The sequence below is a fragment of the Georgenia alba genome (genome assembly GCF_042665525.1).
Classification (GTDB): domain Bacteria; phylum Actinomycetota; class Actinomycetes; order Actinomycetales; family Actinomycetaceae; genus Allobogoriella; species Allobogoriella alba.
On the sequence record NZ_JBHTCQ010000001.1, the window covers coordinates 1,492,134 to 1,508,703 of the forward strand.

At 71.5% G+C, this 16,570-nt stretch carries 16 protein-coding genes; 14 read left to right on the forward strand and 2 right to left on the reverse strand.

Going from position 1 to position 16,570, the window contains the following annotated elements:
• Window positions 1-27 precede the first annotated feature (27 nt).
• The 11 genes from ACFQQL_RS06860 to ACFQQL_RS06910 all read left to right on the forward strand — a co-directional run bounded on the left by ACFQQL_RS06860 (window position 28) and on the right by ACFQQL_RS06910 (window position 10,574).
• A complete protein-coding gene (locus tag ACFQQL_RS06860) occupies window positions 28-882 on the forward strand; it encodes an SMP-30/gluconolactonase/LRE family protein (RefSeq protein WP_382392586.1) in 855 nt (284 codons plus the stop codon).
• A gap of 58 nt (window positions 883-940) precedes the next feature.
• Entirely contained in the window at window positions 941-1,930 is a 990-nt protein-coding gene (locus ACFQQL_RS06865) for a LacI family DNA-binding transcriptional regulator (protein WP_382392588.1), read from the forward strand.
• A gap of 95 nt (window positions 1,931-2,025) precedes the next feature.
• On the forward strand, window positions 2,026-2,937 hold the full coding sequence (locus ACFQQL_RS06870) for a carbohydrate ABC transporter permease (protein ID WP_382392590.1): 912 nt from the start codon (window positions 2,026-2,028) through the stop codon (window positions 2,935-2,937).
• A complete protein-coding gene (locus ACFQQL_RS06875; protein WP_382392592.1) occupies window positions 2,930-3,760 on the forward strand; it encodes a carbohydrate ABC transporter permease in 831 nt (276 codons plus the stop codon). Before ACFQQL_RS06870 ends, ACFQQL_RS06875 begins: the two co-directional genes overlap by 8 nt.
• 23 nt (window positions 3,761-3,783) lie before the next feature.
• Window positions 3,784-5,016, forward strand: coding sequence for a sulfatase family protein (locus ACFQQL_RS06880; protein ID WP_382392594.1), 1,233 nt, complete (start codon window positions 3,784-3,786; stop codon window positions 5,014-5,016).
• On the forward strand, window positions 5,013-6,371 hold the full coding sequence (locus tag ACFQQL_RS06885) for an ABC transporter substrate-binding protein (RefSeq protein ID WP_382392596.1): 1,359 nt from the start codon (window positions 5,013-5,015) through the stop codon (window positions 6,369-6,371). Before ACFQQL_RS06880 ends, ACFQQL_RS06885 begins: the two co-directional genes overlap by 4 nt.
• A 72-nt stretch (window positions 6,372-6,443) precedes the next feature.
• Entirely contained in the window at window positions 6,444-7,415 is a 972-nt protein-coding gene (locus ACFQQL_RS06890) for a metal ABC transporter substrate-binding protein (RefSeq protein WP_382392598.1), read from the forward strand.
• Window positions 7,412-8,215 (forward strand): metal ABC transporter ATP-binding protein, encoded by an 804-nt coding sequence (locus ACFQQL_RS06895; protein ID WP_382392599.1) that lies wholly within the window; start codon window positions 7,412-7,414, stop codon window positions 8,213-8,215. Before ACFQQL_RS06890 ends, ACFQQL_RS06895 begins: the two co-directional genes overlap by 4 nt.
• The gene (locus ACFQQL_RS06900; protein ID WP_382392601.1) at window positions 8,212-9,045 is read left to right on the forward strand and encodes a metal ABC transporter permease; all 834 of its coding nucleotides are present in this window, start codon (window positions 8,212-8,214) and stop codon (window positions 9,043-9,045) included. The genes ACFQQL_RS06895 and ACFQQL_RS06900 overlap by 4 nt, the downstream gene beginning before the upstream one ends.
• A gap of 10 nt (window positions 9,046-9,055) precedes the next feature.
• A complete protein-coding gene (locus ACFQQL_RS06905) occupies window positions 9,056-9,727 on the forward strand; it encodes a metal-dependent transcriptional regulator (RefSeq protein ID WP_465253993.1) in 672 nt (223 codons plus the stop codon).
• A gap of 13 nt (window positions 9,728-9,740) precedes the next feature.
• Complete coding sequence (locus ACFQQL_RS06910) at window positions 9,741-10,574, forward strand: endonuclease/exonuclease/phosphatase family protein (protein ID WP_382392605.1); 834 nt, start codon at window positions 9,741-9,743, stop codon at window positions 10,572-10,574.
• A 39-nt stretch (window positions 10,575-10,613) separates the two neighbouring features.
• Here the strand turns inward: ACFQQL_RS06910 and ACFQQL_RS06915 are convergent, their stop codons facing one another.
• Window positions 10,614-11,513, reverse strand: a complete 900-nt coding sequence (locus ACFQQL_RS06915) for an NBR1-Ig-like domain-containing protein (RefSeq protein ID WP_382392607.1) — start codon at window positions 11,511-11,513, stop codon at window positions 10,614-10,616.
• A gap of 282 nt (window positions 11,514-11,795) precedes the next feature.
• Here ACFQQL_RS06915 and ACFQQL_RS06920 point away from each other — a divergent pair, with 282 nt between their 5' ends.
• The gene (locus ACFQQL_RS06920; RefSeq protein WP_382392609.1) at window positions 11,796-12,668 is read left to right on the forward strand and encodes a peptidoglycan-binding protein; all 873 of its coding nucleotides are present in this window, start codon (window positions 11,796-11,798) and stop codon (window positions 12,666-12,668) included.
• Between the two features lie 62 nt (window positions 12,669-12,730).
• Window positions 12,731-13,654 (forward strand): peptidase inhibitor family I36 protein, encoded by a 924-nt coding sequence (locus ACFQQL_RS06925; RefSeq protein ID WP_382392611.1) that lies wholly within the window; start codon window positions 12,731-12,733, stop codon window positions 13,652-13,654.
• A 29-nt stretch (window positions 13,655-13,683) separates the two neighbouring features.
• Here the strand turns inward: ACFQQL_RS06925 and ACFQQL_RS06930 are convergent, their stop codons facing one another.
• Entirely contained in the window at window positions 13,684-15,204 is a 1,521-nt protein-coding gene (locus tag ACFQQL_RS06930) for a M81 family metallopeptidase (RefSeq protein WP_382392613.1), read from the reverse strand.
• 261 nt (window positions 15,205-15,465) lie between these two features.
• On the opposite strand from ACFQQL_RS06930, the gene ACFQQL_RS06935 reads away from it, so the two are divergent.
• Complete coding sequence (locus ACFQQL_RS06935; protein ID WP_382392615.1) at window positions 15,466-16,569, forward strand: ABC transporter permease; 1,104 nt, start codon at window positions 15,466-15,468, stop codon at window positions 16,567-16,569.
• Window position 16,570 lies beyond the last annotated feature (1 nt).

Here is a 16,570-nt window from a genome sequence, read left to right on the forward strand (position 1 = left end):
GGCGGTCCGCGATGCCACACTGCCCCTATGACGTCCTTCATCGCAGCAGGAGCCGAGGTCGAGCAGCTGTTCACGGGTGCCATCTGGACCGAGGGGCCGGTGTGGATCCCGGACCGGAAGGTGGTCCGGTTCAGCGACATCCCGAACGACCGGGTCCTCGAGTTCGACCCCGCGACCGGTGCCACCGAGGTGCAGGCGCAACCGGCCGGCTACCAGAACGGCCGGACCCTCGACCGTGACGGTCGCGTCGTGCAGTGCTCGCACGGCAACCGGCGCGTCGAGCGAGAGGTCGCCGGCGCCGTCGAGGCCGTCGCCGAGCGTTGGTCCGGAGGCCGGTTCAACTCGCCGAACGACGTCGTGGTCGCGCGTGACGGGGCGGTGTGGTTCACCGACCCGCCGTACGGCATCCAGCCGAGCGGCCGGGAGGGGCACCCCGGCGAGATGGAGTACGGCGCCTGCTACGTCTTCCGCGTCGACCCCTCGACCGGCGCGGCCGAGCCCGTCGTCACCGACATGGACTACCCCAACGGCCTCGCGTTCTCGCCCGACGAGTCCGTCCTCTACGTCGCCGACACCGGTGAGGTGACGGGCCTGCGCGCCTACGACGTCGCCGACGGCGTCTGCAGGAACGGCCGCGACGTGCCGACCGTGCCGGTCGGCGCGGTGGACGGACTCCGGGTGGACGACGACGGCCGGCTGTGGTGCTCCGCCGGTGACGGCGTCTACGTCCTCGACCCCGACGGGCGGGTCCTCGAGCACATCGCGGTGCCGGAGGTCGTCTCGAACCTCTGCTTCGGCGGCGAGGGACACGACTGGCTCTACATGACGGCCACCACGAGCCTGTACGGCGTCCGGCTGGCCGCGTCCCCCACGGCACCGTAGGAGTCGCCGGTCGGGCGCACTAGCATGAAAACGTTACAAGCGTTCCAGGGGGCCACCGGTGACCTCGAACATCCATGACGTGGCGGCGGCGGCCGGGGTCTCCATCGCGACCGTGTCCCGGGTCTTCAACGGCCAGCGTGTCTCGCCGGACCGAGCCAAGCGCGTCCGGGACGCGGCACGGCGCCTGAACTTCTCCCCGAACCGGGCGGCCCGCACGCTGCGCAGGAAGCACTCCGAGGTCATCGCCCTGATCATCCCCGACGTGGAGAACCCCTACTTCACCGCGATGGCGCGCGGTGTCGAGGACAGCGCCCAGCGGGCCGGCTACTCGGTGGTGCTGTGCAACACCGACGACCAGGACGAGAAGGAGAGTCAGTACCTGCGGATCGCCGTGAGCGAGAACATGGCGGGCGTCGTCGTCGTCCCGAACGGGCCGACGCCGGACCTGCTGTCGTACGTCGCCAGCGGTCGGCACGTGGTCGCGATCGACCGCCAGCTGGACCTCGGCGCCGACGAGGTCCTCCTGGACAATGTCGCGGCGGGCCGCATGGCCACCGGCGCCCTGCTCGACGCCGGTCACCGCCACGTCGGCCTGGTGACCGGCCCGAGCCACCTCAGCTCCGCCCACGACCGCGTCATCGGCTGGCGCGCGGCGTACGGGGAACGCGGTCTCGAGGTCGACGAGACCCTCGTGGAGCACGGTGACTTCCGGGTGGCCGGCGCCCGGGAGGCGATGCGTGCCCTGCTGGGCACCGGCGCCGAGATCGACGCCGTCGTGGCGGGGAACAACCTGTCGGGCATCGGAGCCTTCCAGGTGCTCGCCCGGGCGGGCACGGTACCGCCGGCTTTCGGGTTCGCCATCATCGGCGACCTGCCCTTCACGACCATGGTCTCGGCACGGATCACCCGTGTCGGTCTCCCTGCCCGCGAGATGGGGATCCGAGCGGCGGACATGCTCATCGACCGTATCGGCGGGCACGGGGGCGGCCCTCGCACGCTCACGCTGCAGCCCGAGATCCTTCCGGTCGAGGAGGACTGGACCGTCTGAGGCGTCCTGTCGTTGACACTGCGGGAGAGCGCCCACTAGCGTGAAAACGATTACGAAATGTAAACCTTTTCAGCCCTTCCAGGCCAGGTGGTTCGATGACTGCCGTCGCGGGACCCTCCCGGCGTCGACGCTCTTCCGACCGGAACGCTGCCCTCCTCCTGCTCGCACCGAACGTCGTGGGCTTCGTCGTCTTCCTGGGCGTCCCGATCGTGATGAGCGTGGTGCTGAGCCTGTTCCGCGTCGACGGCTTCGGGAACTACGAGTTCGTCGGGGCCGAGAACTACCTCGAGCTGTTCCGGGACACGTACTTCGGCCGAAGCGTCCTGGTCACCGTCGTGTACGTGGTGGCCATGGTGCCCGGCGTGTTCCTCACCGGCCTCGGTCTGGCCCTGCTGACCCGGCGGCAGTCGCTGGCCAACGGAACGGCACGCGCGGCGTTCTTCCTCCCGCACGTCGTCAGCCTGGTGGTGATCGGCCTCGTCTGGCAGTTCCTGCTCACGGACAAGGTCGGGATCGTCAACCGCTTCCTCGAGCTGATCGGTCTCGAGGGCATCTCCTGGCTGGGGGACAGCAGGTACGCCCTGTGGTCCGTCATCGCGGTGAGCGTGTGGTTCTACATGGGCTACTACATGATCATCTTCCTGGCGGGTCTCAACGACATCCCGCAGGAGCACTACGACGCCGCGCGCGTCGACGGCGCCGGCCCGGTCGCGTCGTTCCGGTACGTGACCTGGCCGCTGCTGAAGCCCACCAGCTTCTTCGTCCTCATGATCGCCACGGTCGCCGCCGTCTCCGGGGGGCAGGCCTTCGACCTGATCTACGTCATGACGCAGGGCGGGCCGGCGGACTCGACCTCGCTGGTGATGTTCTACATCTACGAGCAGGCGTTCCAGTACGGCAACTACGGCTACGCGTGCGCGATGTCCGCGCTCGTGGTCCTCAGCCTGCTGGCCGTGACGGGGTCACTCTTCCTCGCCACCAGGGGAGGGCGGTTCGACCATGCCTGACCGGCGCCGCCTCCGGCCACGCACCACGCACCTGCTGGGCGCGCTGACCCTGCTGCTCGCACTGCTCGTCGCCGCTCCGCTGATCCTCATGGCGCTCGCCGCCTTCAAGGATGCCGGGTCCGTCTTCGACGGATCACCGATCGCCACGGAGCCCACCCTGGCGAACTTCGCCCACGTGCTCGGGGAGGTCCCGCTGCTGCGCTACATGGGCAACAGCCTCCTCGTCGCGGTTGCCGCGACGGCCGGCACGCTGGTGTTCAGCTCGATGGGGGCCTTCGCCCTTGCGCGACTCCACTTCCGCGGTCGCGACACGCTGTTCTTCGCGTTCTTCTCCACCATCTTCGTCTCCGTGCCGCTGATCATCGTCCCGCTCTACCTCGTGGTGCGTGAGCTCGGTCTGCTGGAGTCGCTGGGTGGCGTCGTCGCTCCGATGATGTTCCAGGCGTTCGCGCTGTTCCTGCTCCGGCAGTTCTACCTCACGCTCCCGGACGAGCTGGACGACGCGGCGCGGCTGGACGGGTGTGGTCCGCTCCGGATCTTCTGGAGCATCGCGCTGCCGCTGAGCCGGCCGGTCATGGCGGCGCTCGCGATCTTCGTCTTCCTCGGCGCCTGGAACGCGTTCCTCTGGCCGTTGACCGTGGCACGCGATCCCTCGCTGTGGGTGGTCCAGATCGGGATCGCGTCGCTGCAGGGCGAGTTCGCCGGCGCCTGGGGCGCCATCCTCGCGGCGTCGACCGTCGCGTCGATCCCGACGATCGTCCTGTTCCTGATCTTCCAACGCCAGATCATCGAATCGATCAAGACCTCCGGCCTCAAGGGATGAGGCCGGTGGCGGGAAAGGTGGGTATGGACGGCAGCACGCGTCCGAACATCGTCCTGATCTTCATGGACGACCTCGGCTACGGCGATCTGGGCTGCACCGGGTCGCCACTGATCTCCACGCCGCACATCGACCGGCTCGCGGCCGAAGGCCTGCAGATGCGTCAGATGTACTCGACGTCGCCGACCTGCACCCCGTCCCGGGCAGGCCTGCTCACCGGCCGGTACGCGCAGCGGGTCGGCCTGCCGCGCGTGATCTTCCCGGCGGACCCGGAAGGGCTGTGCGGCTGGGAGCGCACCATCGCCGGCGTGCTGAGCGACGTGGGATACCGGTGCGGCATCTACGGGAAGTGGCACCTCGGCGCGCGACCCGAGCACAACCCGCTGCGCCACGGCTTCGAGGAGTTCTACGGTCTCCCGTACAGCAACGACATGGATCCGCTGAACCTGTACGTCAACGCCGACCGGATCGAGGCGGCCGTCGACCAGTCGACGCTGACCCGGCGCTACACCGACCAGGCGATGGACTTCATCAGCCGCCACGCCGACGAGCCCTTCTTCGTCTACCTGCCGCACACGATGCCGCACATCCCGCTCCACGTGGAGGAGGATTTCCGGGGCACCTCGCGGGCGGGAACCTACGGGGACACCGTCGAGTGCCTCGACCACCACGTCGGCCGCCTGGTCGACCACGTCGAGCAGCTCGGACTCGCCGAGCGCACGCTGTTCCTCGTCACCAGCGACAACGGTCCCTGGTTCGAGGGACGGACCGGAGGGCTGCGCGGCCGGAAGATCGACACCTACGAGGGTGGCATCCGGATGCCGTTCGTCGCCCGGTGGACCGGGACCATCCAGCCCGGCCGGGTCTGCGACGACGTGCGGTCCCTGCTCGACGTCTTCCCGACCCTCGCCACGCTCGCCGGAGCGCAGATTCCCGACGACCGGCCGATCGACGGGGTGGACATGAGCGGCCTCCTCCGCGGCGAGGAGCTGCCGCCGCGGCCGCCGCTCTACTTCTTCTCCCACTGGCACCTCAACGCCGTGCGCGACGGACGGTGGAAGGTGCACGTGGACCGCTTCCCGACGAACGACCTGCGCGAGCTCCCGCAGCTGTTCGACGTGGTCGCCGACCCGGAGGAGAGCTACAACCTCGCGAGCCTCCATCCCGAGGTGCTGGACCGGATGCTCGGGCTCGTCGACGCCTTCGGCCGGGAGATCGAGGCGCAGCGCGAGGACGCCGTGGCGCGGGCGAGGTCATGACGGGACCGGCGCCCGCGCGCACCGCCCTCTCGCGGCGCGGCGTGCTGCGCCTCGGCGTCATCGGGACGGCGGCCGCGGCGGCACCCGCGCTCGCCGGTTGCGCGCGGCAGAGCGAGGACGGCGGTGGACTCTCGTTCGCGCAGTTCTTCGGGCCGAGCTCGGAGAATGCCGCCCAGAATGCGTGGTTCACCCAGCTCGTCCGGGACTGGAACGACCAGAGCGGCATCGAGGTCGAGCTCGACTACATCCCGGCGAACGAGTACCAGAACGGCTCGTCCCTCCAGGCCGAGTTCAGCGCCGGCGACGGACCGGACATCTTCGTGGTCAGCTCGGGAGAGTTCCTCCGCTACTACAACGGCGGGGCCCTGGTGGACCTGACGCCGTACATGACCGGAGAGGCCATCGACGACTTCTTCCCGGAGCTCATGGAGGCACGGAAGGTCGACGGCGGGATCTTCGCCCTCCCCATGGGCGGTGGACCGATGGCCATGTACTACCACGTGCCGATCCTCGAGCAGGCCGGTTACTCCGAGGCGGACCTGCCGCACACGTGGGACGCGATGCTCGAGATGGCCGAGCGCCTCACCACGGCCGAGCGCTTCGGGGTGATGTTCGAGACCACCCCCGGCTACTACCAGAACTTCACGTGGTACCCGTTCATGTGGATGGCGGGCGGCGAGCTGCCCGCCCTGGACAGCGGTGCCCGGCCGTTCGCCGTGCCCGGCACGGCTCGGGCCGCGGAGCTGTGGGGGAGTGCGGTCCGCCGCGGCACCGCACCTCGGCGTGCCCTAGGGACGAGCGGCTCGGACATCGTCGCCAACCTGGGTGCCGGGTACTGCGCGTTCCAGAACATCGGCATGTGGGGGATATCGGCCATGGCCGCCGGGAAGCCGGACCTCGAGTACGGCATCATGCCGCTGCCGCGCCCGGACGAGGCCACGCCCACCGTGACCGCCACCGGCGGATGGTGCTTCGCCGCCAACGCCTACGGACCGCGGCCCGAGGAGGCGGCCGAGTTCTGCGTCTGGGCCGTCGGCTCCATGGAGCGGGACTCGGTCGAGCGGGTCGCCTCGTGGTGCACGTCGGCGAACTCGTACCTGCCCTACCGCAGGTCGTCCATGCGTGCGGCCGAGGAGATGGGGGCGTTCGACGACCCGGGCTTCGCCCGCTTCCGGGACGAGATCTTCCCGAGCGCGCGTAGCGAGCCGCGCGTCTCGCCGGAGATGAACCGGGCCATCTCCGACTTCGTCCAGGCGGTCCAGCTCACCGGCACCGACGCGGACCGGGCGTTGGAGGAGGCGGCCGCCAACCTCGACGGGATCATGTCGCGCTACACCGGAGCGCCACCCGTATGAGCCTCCGCCCGAGGCTCGCCACGCGTGCCGAGCACGGGTGGCGCCGGCGTCGGTCGTGCGTATGATCCGGACATGGGTTTCGGTCACCCGAAGAATCGGGTCACGGTGCGGCGACATCGTCGGCTGCGGGTCGCCGTCGCCGGCAGTCTCGTGGGTCTGCTGTCCGCCTGCTCGGGTCTCGCCGCGAACGCACCGGCTCCGCGACCCGAGGTCCACGACGACCGCCCGCTCGTCCTGACCACCTTCACGGTGCTCGCCGACATGGTCCGCGCCGTCGCAGGCGGCCACGTCCGCGTCGAGTCCATCACCGACGTCGGTGCGGAGATCCACGGGTACGAGCCCACGCCGGAGGACCTGCGTCAGGGCGCCGAGGCCGACCTCGTCCTCGACAACGGGTTCGGTCTGGAGGCCTGGTTCAGCCAGTTCCTCACCGACGTCGACGCCGAGCACGTCGTGCTCTCCGACGGCGTGGACCCGCTCCCGGTGCACGGTGCCGAGACCGGTCACGCGACCAATCCGCACGCCTGGATGTCGCCGGTCGCCGGAGAGGTCTACATCGAGAACATCGTCTCCGCCCTCAGCGACCTGGACCCGGCCCACGCGGCGGAGTACGCCGCCAACGGCGAGGCATACGCGGCCGAGCTCGAGGAGATCCACGGCGAGATGGCCTCCGCCCTGGGAGAGCTGCCGCCCGAGCGGCGCGTCCTGGTCACCTGCGAGGGCGCGTTCTCCTACCTTGCCCGCGACACCGGGCTCGAGGAGGCCTACCTCTGGCCGGTCAACGCGGAGCGGCAGTCCACGCCGCGCCAGGTCACGGCGGTGATCGACCGGGTCCGTGCCGACGAGGTCCCGGCCGTGTTCTGCGAGTCCACGGTCGACGACACCGGCCAGCGGCAGGTCGCCGCCGAGACCGGTGCGCGGTACGCCGGGACTCTCTACGTCGACTCGCTCTCGGGCCCGGAGGGGCCGGTCCCGACCTACCTCGACCTGCTCCGGCACGACGCCGCGACCATCGTCGCCGGGCTCACCGGAGCGGCACCGTGACGTCGCGCGGGCCGGGCGCGGCCACCGCGGCGCCGCTCGAGCTCGACGGCCTGACGGTCCGGTACGGCGCCGTGACGGCGCTCGACGGCGTCTCGCTCCGCCTGGCCGCGGGGACCGTGACCGGCCTGGTCGGCATGAACGGCTCGGGCAAGTCGACCCTCTTCCGGTCGGTGATGGGCCTGGTCCGGCCCGACGCCGGCTCCGTGCGGCTCTGGGGAGCAGACCCGGAGGCCGAGCGCCGGCGCGGCACGGTCGCGTACACGCCGCAGGCGGAGGAGGTGGACTGGTCCTTCCCGGTGTGCGTCCGTGACGTCGTCCGCATGGGGCGCTACGGCCGCCTCGGGCCGGCCCGGCGCCCGCGCCGCGAGGACGAGCGCCTCGTCGCGGAGGCCATCGAGAAGGTGGGGATGAGCGAGCTGGCCGACCGCCGGATCGGCGCACTGTCCGGCGGCCAGCGCAAGCGCGTCTTCGTCGCCCGTGGCCTCGCCCAGGAGGCCGACCTGCTCCTCCTCGACGAGCCCTTGGCGGGCGTCGACCGCACCACGGAGGAGACCCTCACCGCGCTGCTGCGGGGACTCGCCGCCGAGGGTCGCACCGTGCTGGTCTCCACCCACGACCTGCAGAACCTCGAGGCGCTGTGCGACGACGCCGTGCTGCTGCACCGCCGCGTCATCCTCCACGCCGCGCCCGCGGAGGTCCTCCGCCCGGAGAACCTCGCCCGTGCCTTCGGCGGCGCCAACGGCACCGGCAACGGCGCCGACACCGGGGACGGCGCCAGGACGAGGGAGGTCCCCGGATGATCGAGCTGCTGCTCGACCCGTGGAGCTACGGCTTCATGCAACGGGCCTTCGTCGTCGCGGTGGTCGCGGCCGTCGTGTGCGGCGTGCTGAGCTGCTGGCTCGTCCTGATCGGCTGGTCGCTCATGGGTGACGCGGTCTCCCACGCGGTGCTCCCGGGCGTCGTGCTGGCGTACCTGGTCGGTGCACCGTTCGCCGTCGGCGCGCTCCTGTTCGGCCTGGTGGCGGTCGGCCTCATCGGCGCGGTGCGTGACCGGTCCGTGCTCAGGGAGGACGCCGTCATCGGCGTCGTGTTCACCGTGCTGTTCGCGCTCGGCCTGGTGCTCGTCTCGGTCGTGCCCAGCCAGACCGACCTCAGCCACATCCTCTTCGGCAACCTGCTCGGCGTCTCCCCGGCGGACCTGCTCCAGGTGCTGCTGCTCGGCGCCGGGGTCCTCGCCGTCGTGCTCCTCAAGCGTCGTGACATCACGCTGTACGCGTTCGACCCCACGCACGCTCGCGCGATCGGGCTGAGCCCGCGGCGGCTCTCGGCCCTGCTGCTGGTCCTGCTCGCGCTGACCGTGGTGGTGGCGCTGCAGGCCGTGGGCGTGGTGCTCGTGGTCGCCATGCTCATCGTGCCGGGTGCGACGGCACGGCTGCTGACGGACCGGATCTGGCGGATGCTGGTGATCGCGCCGACCCTCGCGGCCCTGTGCGCCGTGGTGGGCATCTATGCCAGCTACGCGCTGGACACCGCCTCGGGCCCCATGGTCGTGCTCGCACAGGGCACCGCGTTCGCCGTCGTCCACCTCGCCGGCCTGGTGCGCGCCTCGCGGCGGAAGGCGCTCGCGTAGCGTGGGCGCCGTGGTCACCGAGCTCACCTCCGCCACCCAGGACTACCTCAAGGTCGTCTGGTCGGCCCAGGAGTGGTCGGCCGAGCCGGTGACGACGACGCTGCTCGCCCGCCGGATGGGGTACTCGCCGTCCACCGTCTCCGAGGCCGTCAAGAAGCTCACCGGGCAGGGCCTGCTCACCCACGCCCGCTACGGGGCCATCGAGCTCACCGAGGCGGGCCGCGGCGCGGCCCTGTCGATGGTGCGGCGGCACCGGATCATCGAGACCTTCCTGGTCGAGGAGCTCGGCTACGGGTGGGACGAGGTGCACGACGAGGCCGAGGTCCTCGAGCACGCGGTCTCCGACCGGCTCGTCGACGCCCTCGACGACCGGCTCGGCCATCCGCGGCGGGACCCGCACGGGGACCCGATCCCGCGGCGCGACGGGACGGTGCCGAGCCCGGCCGCGCGACAGCTCCACCTCAGCGGTGGTGGCGAGCGGGTGCGGGTGGCGCGCATCTCCGACACCGACCCGCAGGTGCTGCGCTACTTCGCCGACCTCGGCGTCGCGCTGGACACCGAGCTCGACGTGGTCGAACGCCGGGACTTCGCCGGCACCCTCTCGGTCCGCGTCGGAGGCTCCGAGCGGCCGGTCGAGCTCGGCCTGGCCGCCGCCGAGGCCGTCTGGGTCACGACCTCCTGAGCGGAGGGCGCCGATGGCGGACACGGTGCGCGTCCTCACCCTCAACGTCCTGGCACGAGACCACGCCGACGGTCCCTCCCGTCTCCAGGTGATCCGGCGGACGCTCGCCGAGCTGCGCCCGGACGTGGTGGCGCTGCAGGAGGTCACCCGGCGGGGTGAGTTCGACGACGTCGGCGAGCTGCTCGGTGGCGGATACACGGTCCTCGAACACCCGGGCTCCGGGACGGACGGCGTCGGAGCGTGCCTCGCCAGTTGGTGGCCGGTGCACCGGTCCGAGGGCCTGTCCTTCGACGACGAGGACCTGACCTGGGCCGGCGCCGTCGCGGCCGAGATCGAGAGCCCTGGCGTGGGGCGCCTGCTCGTCGTGCACCACAAACCGAGCTGGCGCCTGGACCGGGAGGACCGGAGGGAGCGGCAGGCGCTCGCCGTCGCCCGGTTCGTCGAGGAGCTGCTCGCGAGCCGTGGTGAGGTGCCCGTGGTCCTCCTCGGCGACCTCGACGCCGGGCCGGAGTCGGCGAGCGTCCGGTTCCTCACCGGCCGCCAGTCGCTGGACGGGATGAGCGTGCGGTACGAGGACGCGTGGGAGGCGGTCCGCCCGCAGGAGCCCGGCCACACCTTCACGCCTCGCAACCCCCTGGTGCGGGCCGGTCAGATGCCGCTCGAGAGCGGCCGACGGATCGACCACATCATGGTGCGTAGCGGTCCGCACGGGCCCCTGTTGGAGGTCGCGGACTGCCGGCTCGTGCTGGACCGGCCGGTCGCGGGGGTGTGGGCGAGCGACCACCTCGGTGTGCTGGCCGAGCTGCGGTCGCCGCCGCACCCTCCCGGGATCTGGTCCGCCGTCTGAGGAGCCGAAGGCGATCCCGGCACGTCACGCCTCGCGCGGTCACGACGAGTTCGGCTCCGTCACCCGCACCTCGAAGAAGATGGGGCGGTGCCCGGGCAGCAGCACGGTGCCGTCGGCATCGACCATCTTCCAGTGCACGGTGCAGGTGACCCCGGCCCGCTCCGGGGCACGCACGTTCACCGCGATCTCCACCGCTTCCCCCGGTTCGGTGCGCGCGATCGGCACACGCTCGGGCGTGACGCAGTCGTCCTCCTCGATCGGCATCTCGAGCCGCTCCAGGTACCGGTCCTGCCACACCACCGTGCCCGCGTTGACGATCTCCCAGATCTTCGTGAACGACTCGTCGGGTGCGACCGGAGAACCGTCCGGATAGGTGACGTCGAGGTTCTCACCGGGCTCTGCCGCGTCCCCGGGATGGACGGGCTCGGTGGCGGCCGGGTCGGGAACGTCCCCGCCGGCTCCGTCGGCCGACGCCTGCGTCCCGTCCTCGCCCTGGGCGTCCTCGCCCGCGGAGAGCCACATGCGGGAGACGGTGATCGCCGCGATCGCGACGACCACCGCGGCGGCGAGCACCCACGGTGTACGCCACCACGTCTCGGGGTGGGCGGCGGCCGCCGGGGCGCCGGCCTCCGGCCGCCGCGCGCCCTCGTCCGAGTCCGCGTGCCGCTGGCCCTCCGGCAGGGCGTCCGCCGCCTCGCGCCAGCGCGCGTGCCAGAGCTCCTCGTCACCGTCGCAGGCGCGGACGAACTCGCGGACCGTCTCCCAGGGCTGCAGACGGTGGCCCGTGACCGTCTGGTGCAGCGTGGCGTGGGACACCGCCCCGGACTTCTTCGCCATCTGGCGGAACGACGGGTCGCCGACGCCGGCGCGGAGCTCGCGCAGCTCGGAGACGAACTTGTCGAGGGCCTGCTGGCTCTGCGTGTCGTCCGGCACTGCCACGTCTCTGCCTCCCAGAAGCCATCGACGGGTGACGTGGCACGGGACTGTCACATCGGCCGGTCGGGTCGTCACGCGCCGCGGGCGCGCCGAGTTTATGGCGGTCTGCGCGACCACCTCAAGGGTCGAGCTCCCCATCGGCACACGGGACCCCGACCGGGGCCGGGCCAGGTGTCAGATGCCGGTGTCAGATGTCACGAGTGCTGTCAGACGGGTGTCGGACGGGCCCGGGAGCGGGCCAGATTGGTGGCGACCTGCTCGACCCGGTGACGAAGGAGCTGTCCGGTGAGACGACGAGATCTCGGCATCGCAGCCGTCGGGGCGCTGGCCGTGGCGGTGAGCATCCCGCAGACGGCGACGGGCGCGTCCACGACGGCGGCGCGCGTCCCGCGCGCCGGTGCGGCCGGCAGTACGGCCACCGTCGACATGGAGGCACTGCTGCGTGCCGCCCAGATCGACCCGCAGCGAGCCGACCAGACCCCGACCGACGGGGCCCGGGCAGGCGTGCTGGCGGTCGAGCAGGCGCTCTGGGCGGAAGGGTTGCTGGCCACGGAGTACGTCGACGGGCACTTCGGCAGCATGACCGTCACCGCGTACGCGGACTACCAGCGGTCCCTGGGGTTCAGTGGCATCGGCGCCAACGGCCTGCCCGGCGAGGCGTCGCTGACGAGCCTCGGTGAGGGGCGCTTCGACGTCACGAACGTCGTGGTCCCGGGCGCCCGCAGGTCACACTCCGGGATGCCGGTGAACACGCGCACCCGGGCGATGCTCGCGGAGGCGGAGCGACGGCTCGGCCGTGCGCTGGTGCTCGACCAGGGCTCCTACAGCCCCGGCGAGGACCCGACCTCGGCGGGGACGCACGACGGGGGCGGCGCGGTCGACATCAACGTCGACGACATGGACCGGGCCGTCCGCACCGCGACGGTGAGGGTGCTGCGTGAGCTGGGGTTCGCCGCGTGGCTGCGGGACCCCAGCCAGGACGACTGGCCCTACCACATCCACGCCGTCGCGATCAGTGACCCTGATCTGTCGCCACCTGCGCAGGGGCAGGTCGGCGACTACTACCTCGGGCGAGACGGCCTGGCCGGCGACGACCCGGACGACGGCCCGAGGGTCCGACCTATCCGCACCTGGGAGGAGTACCGGCGCACACAGTGACCCATCCGCGAGGACAAGGCGTCAATCGCACACAGTCGACCGAGTGAGACGAGGAGAATCCGATGCACGAGACACAACCGACGAGGGACGCGAGGACGCGGCGGCTCGCCACCCCGGCAGCCGTGCTGGCCGCGCTGTTCGGCATGGTGCTGGCGGTGTTCGCGGCAGTGCCGGCGCAAGCCGCGGAGGCACGCAACGGCGTCTGCGAGCGGGGCGAGTTCTGCCTGTACTACAACAGCAACCAGCGGGGTTCGGTCTCGGACTTCAACACGTCCATCGATGACTACGGGGACTCCCAGCCCACCTGCTACGAGTTCCGCGGGCCCGGGAACGGCCGGGGCAACTGCGTGAAGAACGACTCGGCGTCCGCCTGGAACCGGATGAACAGGGACGTGACGGTCTTCTACAACAGCGGCTACGGCGGGCCCAGCCAGACCATCGAGTCCGGGAACCGGGAGCAGTTCGGCAGCGCGGTCTACAACGAGAACGCCTCGCACCGGATCGGTGGTGGCGGCGGCAACAACCCCGGCTCGCAGCCCATGTCCGAGGGGCTCTACGGCGACACCCGGGGTTACCTCACCACGGGCTTCGACGGCTACGAGAACACCCCGGGGCGCCACGAGGGCATCGACTTCGCGCGCGGCTACGGCTCGGCCGTGCACGCGCTGGTCCAGGGCTGGGTCGTGCGGGTCGCCGAGGACGAGGGCGGCGACGGCCTGGGCACCCTGGCGGTGTACAACGAACGTCAGGACACCACGATCGTCCTGCTGCACGCCGACGCGCTGAACTCGGTCGACGTCGGTGACTTCGTCGAGCGGGGTCAGCAGATCGCGACCGAGGCCGACCTCGGCGCGGGTGCGACGCACACCCACGTCGAGATGCGACCCGGTCGCCAGACGCACGCGGCCGACAGCACCGGCGACCCGGTGCTGGACAACCCGGACCCGACGTCCTTCTGGAACCGCAACGGCTACACCGAGGAGTGACCTGACCCCTCAGCACCGGGCCCGGCACCTCACGCGGTGCCGGGCCCGGGCATGCCGGGCACGGGCTCGGGCCTGCGGGCGGCTGGGGCCTCGGCCACCCGCGTGGTCCGGGTGCGCACCGCGCAGGGCCGCGGCGCGTCGTCGTCGAACGGCACCATGGGCCGGCGGATCCGCCGGTGGCCGAGGCGTGGCAGGTCCTGGTCCACGCCGCCGGTGGTGAGGGCGATGACCGAGCCGCGCTGCACGGCGTAGAGGTCCGGCTCGAGGTAACCCATCTTCACCACGACGACGTCGTGCGTGCCCAGGGGGACGCCCGCCCGCTCGAACATGGCCGCACTGGCGTACTGGGTGCGGCGGGAGGTGACGACGACGTCCAGGCCACCGCTGCGCAGCACCGCCGTGGCCCCGCCCTCACCGTCGTCGAGGACGTGGCGCACCTCGGCGTCGAGCTCGACCGGCCCGGGCGGCCGGGCGTCGATCCGGCCCCCGACGCGGAACGTGCCGTGGGCCCCGACCCCGAGCTCGCGCGCCCGGGCCACCGTCGCCGGGTCCACGAGCGAGGCGATGAGCACCGAGCGCTCTGCGGACCGCACCGCCGGTGCGCGCAGGAACGCCGCCAACGCCGCGGTGGTGTCCCCGGTGCCGCCGGCGCCGGGGTTGTCCCCGGAGTCGGAGACGAAGAACGGTCCCTCGCCGGCGTCGAGCGCCTCGCCGACGGCGTCCTCGAGAGAGCGGGCGGGTGCGACGAAGGCGAAGTCGTGACGTGCCGCCCAGAGCCGCTCACCGAGCGCCAGCGCGGCGGTGCTGACCTCGGCCCCGTCCTCGCCGGTGACGACGACGGCGGCGGCGCACCGCGGCTCGTCGGCCCAGGGAAAGCCCATGTAGATCGCCGCGTCCCGCAGGCCCGCCCGTGCCTCCAGCTCCGCCAGCGACGCGTACAGCGAGGCGGCGGGCTCGGTGCGGGTCGAGGTCTTCTCACCCGGCAGCAGCACCGGCACGTGGACGAGGGCACGGTGGACCGGCCGCCCGGCGGCGAGCACCTCGAGCAGGTTCCGGGCCGCCCGCTCGCGGGTCTCCCACACATCGACGTGCGGCGCCGTCCGGTAGCAGGTGAGGAGGTCGCACGCGTCGAACAGCTGCTCCGAGACGTTGCCGTGCAGGTCCATCGCCGCGGAGAGGACGGCGTCCGGGCCGACGGCCTCCCGGACGGCGCGGGCCAGGTCGCCCTCGGCGTCGTCCAGGCCCTCGACGGACATGGCCCCGTGGAGGTCCAGCAGGACCCCGTCCACGGGACCGGATGCCAGGAGTCCGTCCAGAATCTCCCTCTTCCACGCGGCGTAGTCGCCGGCGACGACAGGTCCGCCGGGCAGCGCGCGGGCGTGCAGCAGCGGGAGCCACTCGGCGGCTTCGGCCAGCGGGGCGCCGGCCGTCAGGAAGGGGTACCGGTCCCGCAGGTCGGCGCCGCGCCGCACGGCGAAGTCGTCAGCGGAGGAGCGGTACGGCGTGAAGGTGCTCGACTCGATGTGGATTCCGCAGATGGCGACGCGCATCAAGTGCCTTCCGTCGATGGACGGGACTGAGGGCCGCTCGTCGCCCTCGACGAGGGAGGCTGGGGCGGCTCGCGACACGTTGCGTCGCGAAACTGTTCAGAATCTTGACAGAATGGTTGTCGTCCCGCAAGGTTCGGTGTGACACGAGCACGACGACGCCGTCGACGGAACTATCTGGACCGGGATCGAGCACCTGGCTGCGCCCCGCGGCCCCGGTGACGCGCACCGCCGCGCACGGCACCACAGGAGGGGAGGCGCGACGTGACACCCACCCCCGCGCCCCCTGCCGGGCGGACCGGCGAGCGGTCCGCACCCACCGAGCGGGAGGCGGCGGCCGCCCGCCGGCGCGGGCCGACGGCGAAGAACCTCGTCTTCCTCGGCAAGCGCCTGGTGACCTATCTCGTCATCGCGTTCCTCAGCATCGTGCTGAACTTCGTCTTCCCGCGACTCATGCCCAACGACCCGGCCGAGTCGATGATCCGGGACATCTTCGAGAAGACCGGGCAGCGGCCCAGCGCGTTCCAGATGGGGCAGATCCGACGGATGTACGGGGACCCCGACACCCCGATGCTCGAGCAGTTCTGGAACTACCTCGTCCAGCTCGCGCAGCTCGACCTCGGCCGGTCGATCATGTACTACCCGCTCGAGGTCAAGGACCTCATCGTCAACGCGCTGCCGTGGACGCTCTGGCTCGCGCTCGTCTCCACCGTGGTGGGGTGGCTGATCGGCACCTACCTCGGCGCACGGCTCGGCTGGCGCCCCGGCGCGTGGTTCGACTCCCTCGTCACACCGCTGACGATGTTCTTCGCCTCGATCCCGCCGTTCTGGCTCGGCCTCGTCGCGGTCTGGCAGCTGTCCTACAACCGCGGCTGGTTCCCCGCGCAGGGGGCGGTGGACCAGCGCGTGCAGCCCGCGAACGCGACGAACCCCGAGTGGGTGACGAGCGTCCTGCTGCACGCGGTGCTGCCGATGACGGTGCTCGTCGTCGTCGGGTTCACGCAGTGGATGTTCAGCATGCGCAACATGATGATCACCACGGTCAACGAGGACTACGTGCACCTCGCCCGCGCCAAGGGCCTCAAGCCCTCCGTGGTGCGCAACAAGTACGCGATGCGCAACGCGCTGCTGCCCAACGTCACGGGCCTCGCCCAGTCCATCGGCGGGGCGATCACGGCGGTGGTGCTGGCCGAGGCCGTCTTCATCTATCCGGGCGTCGGCGGCCTCGTCGGCGCGTCCACCGGAACCCGTGACTACCCGCTGCTCCAGGCGCTCATGCTGATCATCATCTTCCTGGGCCTGGCCTTCAACTTCCTCGCCGACTCGGTCTACGTCCTCCTCGACCCCCGCATCAGGGAGGAGGACTGAC